Origin of the sequence: Microcoleus sp. (assembly GCF_049646505.1) — a bacterium.
Taxonomy (GTDB): Bacteria; Cyanobacteriota; Cyanobacteriia; order Cyanobacteriales; family Microcoleaceae; genus Microcoleus.
This window is the reverse complement of record NZ_JBARVX010000264.1, coordinates 1-3,545: the sequence shown is the minus strand read 5'-3', so window position 1 is coordinate 3,545 and position 3,545 is coordinate 1. Positions and strand designations below refer to the sequence as shown.

General features: G+C 46.7%; 2 protein-coding genes. One reads left to right on the top strand and one right to left on the bottom strand.

The features are described 5' to 3' along the window. Nucleotides 1-2,894 (bottom strand): PAS domain S-box protein (locus tag WBA89_RS14205; RefSeq protein WP_424407415.1); only part of this gene is annotated, 2,894 nt, incomplete at its 3' end. Nucleotides 2,895-3,175: 281 nt separating this feature from the next. Here WBA89_RS14205 and WBA89_RS14200 point away from each other — a divergent pair. Further along, nucleotides 3,176-3,457: a hypothetical protein gene (locus tag WBA89_RS14200; RefSeq protein ID WP_424407413.1), complete on the top strand. Its 282-nt coding sequence runs from the start codon at nt 3,176-3,178 to the stop codon at nt 3,455-3,457. Nucleotides 3,458-3,545 lie beyond the last annotated feature (88 nt).

Below are 3,545 nucleotides of genomic sequence, written 5' to 3'. Positions count from 1 at the left end.
TCCAAATAGCAAACGCTCCCATCTGTGTCGAACACGGGAGAACCTTTATCCCACACCCATTTAACCGTGCCGTCTGCTGCTAGCAAGCGGTATTCCAAATTATAAGACTGTTTGTTTTCTATTGATTGCCGAATTGTTGCTTCTACTATAGCCCAATCTTCCTGGTAAATAATGCTAGCAAAACTCCGGCTTCCCCTGCCAAAAGGCGAAATGAAATCCGCAGCGGTGTAGCCCGCTAGTAAGTAAATGGTCTCGCTAATAAAACTTGTAGAAAAATCGCACTGCCAGCGATAAACCACTCCGGGAATATTCGCAACCAAAGACCTAAATCTTGATTCGCTTCTACGCAAACTTTCCTGATATTGATGGCGTTCTGTAATGTCGCGAGCAAAAGCTAGCACTGCAAATATATTGCCTTGGGCGTCGCGCATAGGAATCTTTTCGGTGTCAAAAATACGTACTGAACCGTCTGCAATATTTGCCCGAACGCTGGGATTGTGAATGATTTCGCCAGCTATTACGGTAGAGTCGTCTGTGCGAAAGCCTCGAATGTTTTTGGCGGCATTCCCAAATACTAGCTCTTCTGAAAATCCTAATTCTAAATCTGATTTTCCTATTATTTCTTCGACTTCTTTGCCAATCGATTCCGCGAAACTCTTGTTTGCTAAAATATAGCGAAATTGTTTGTCTTTGGCAAAAATCCAGTCGCTGGTTGTGTCTATTACTGTGCGAAGCAGTTCTTCGGAACGTTCGGTTTGTGCCAGGGCTATTTGTAGTTCTAATTCGAGGCACTTGCGATCTGTAATGTTTTCAAAAGCAACGCCGACGCAGTTGTTAGGTAATGGAAAAGCTTTAATAGAAAAAGCGCGAGTTATTTTGCCGGATTCATCGCAGTCAACATCTTCAAGTTCTAGGGATTTTTGACCCAGAATTACCGAAGCAAATGCTTGGGGAATGTTTTTCGATCGCAAATGAGGAAAAATCTCGTCAATTGTCATGCCCAAAACATCGGCCATTTCTAGCCCGGTAAACCGCGTAGCAGCGGGATTAGAGGCGATCGCCCTGAGACTGCTGTCATCGCCTGTATTTTCCAAATGGTAGACGTACAAACCAATCTGCATATTCTCGACAATTTGGTCGTAGAGGCGCACGCTTTCGTCTACCTGCCGGCGTTCGGTAATATCTTCAGTAATGCCCAACACGTACTGAGGATGCCCCTGAGCGTCGAGAATTGGCACTTTGCGGGTGTGCAGTATTCTCATACCTTTGTGGCGAGTTTGGATCGGCTCTTCGGCTATGTCTCGAACAGTAGATTGGGTGTGATTACCGGTCAATATTTCCCTGTCTTGAGCGGCGAAAACATCAGCTTGTTCTTTGGGATAAATATCGTAGTCATTTTTGCCGATCGCCTCTTGAGAGGTAACACCTGCGATCGTTTCCCCCGCTTTATTCCACAGTACAAATTTCAGCGAAGAAGCATCTTTAGCAAAAACTCCCACAGGCAGGTTTTCTACTACCGAATTGAGAAACCCCCTAGCTGATTTCAAGTCGGCTTCTGCGCGCTTGCGTTCGATGCCTAAAGCGATGACATCGGCTACCGATGCTAAAGTTTCTTTAAATGGTGAATTCAGCGGCTGGCGGCTGATAATTACCATGACTCCCACCAACTTTTCTTCGACTATTAAAGGATAGCCTGCCAAGGTAAAAAATTGCTGGACTATTGGGCTGCCGATCGGATTTTGACTGCTGTTTGCAATTGCTGCTTCGGAGTTTTCTGCCGCTGTAAATTCTCCGGACTCTTCTTCTGGGCTGCCAAAATTATTCAGTTCAAATCCGCAGTCAAATTGCGGTTGTTGTTGTTGGGCGATCGAGTTAACCTTAGTTGCAATAAAGCTAGCCCGATCGCCTGTGCGGCTGTAGATTCCCGAAACTGCTTGCAATTCCAAAATATTGTATTGAGAGTTGAAAGTCCAAATTTCAGCAGAGGCCACATCAAGATTTTGCACCATTGCCTCGCAGCAGGGCAGCAGGATATCTTCAGGGTGTTTGGTGAGGGCAATACCGACATCGGCCACCATTGCTGTGAGGCGAGAAGCTTGGGCTTTTTCTGCTTCTAAGCGTTTGCGATCCGTGATGTCTTCCACCAAAGAAAGCACGGTAAAAGTATCGCCGCTGCGAATAATTGAGTTGAACCAGCGACACCAAATCACCTGTCCGCTTTTTGTATAGTTGCGGTTAATTGAAGTATTGCCGTTGCCGGAGGCTAGTTCTAGTTCGATCGCACTTACAGCCTCTCGATCTTCTTCGCAAACCAAACCCAAATCGCCGAACAGCTTGCCCATCATATCATCCGATGTCCAGCCAAAGATTTCTTGGGCGCGTTTTGACCACTGAACGATCCGAAAATTTTCATCCCAGCCAACCATTGCCAGAGGACTGTTAGCGGCATTCAACCACAGTAAATTATTCGATCGGCGCAACTGTTGACTTTTCTGCTGCTGCCAGCGGTAGTGCCTGGTGATATCCCTGCCGACACCCAAAACCCGAATCTGGTTGCTAGAGGCATCCACCGCTGGCGTGTAAGCAGTTTCGTAAATTTTAATCCCGCCGTCTGCCGCCCTCACCTCGTGAATTGCCAGCTTTTTTTCCCCTGTGATAAATACTTGTTGCAGGCAGGAATCAATCTGCGAGATTATGTTTTTGAGAGCAGAATTATTGGGATATAATTGCAATAATTCTTGGTTAGTTTTGTTGACTATTTCAGCAGCCTCCAATCCCATCCAAGCAGCAGCAACGGGATTGATATATAGGTAGTTTTGCTGTCGATCGCACTCTAGGAAAGCATCAACAGAGTTAGAGAAAAAAGACTGTAACGAGTTGACAACTTCCTGCATGGGTATTTTTCGATCGCTTGCAAGTAGAGCTTTAAATTTTTCCTAAAATTAGTTTAACTCACTCAAATATTTTTGCATACTTTACTGCTGCGGTTCCCGGTGCAATTTTCGGCGCAACCCTCCATAATACAATAATTTTTAGGAAATACTATTTTTGTAAATATAACTTAATTAGAGCAGATGCTCTTTTTTTTTACAAGACGCATCGGATACAAAAGGGAGGGGGTGTTCTTTGTCAGTTGTCAGTTGACAGTTGACAGTTGACTGTTTGCTGTTGACTGTTGGCTGCTGACTGTTGGCTGTTGGTAGGGGCGGTGCCAAGAGTGATCGCCCTCTGGCGTTGGGTTCGGTGCGCGCTGCACGCCGAACTGTGTTTGGCGCGGGGGAGGGTAGGCACGGGGAGGGTAGGCACGGGGGCACTACCCTACAAAATCATCGTTTTTGGTGAGAATGTTACCACCCGGCCCCTAGGGGGCTACGCCAACGGAGAGGAGCGCACTCAGCCACCAATCAGCAGGCAGTTTTTAGCTGAAAACTACAGACTGATGACGGATGACGGATGACTAATGACTGATGACTGATGACTACATCATGCCCATGCCGCCCATGCCGCCCATGCCGCCCATGCCGCCCATGCCGCCCATGCCGCCC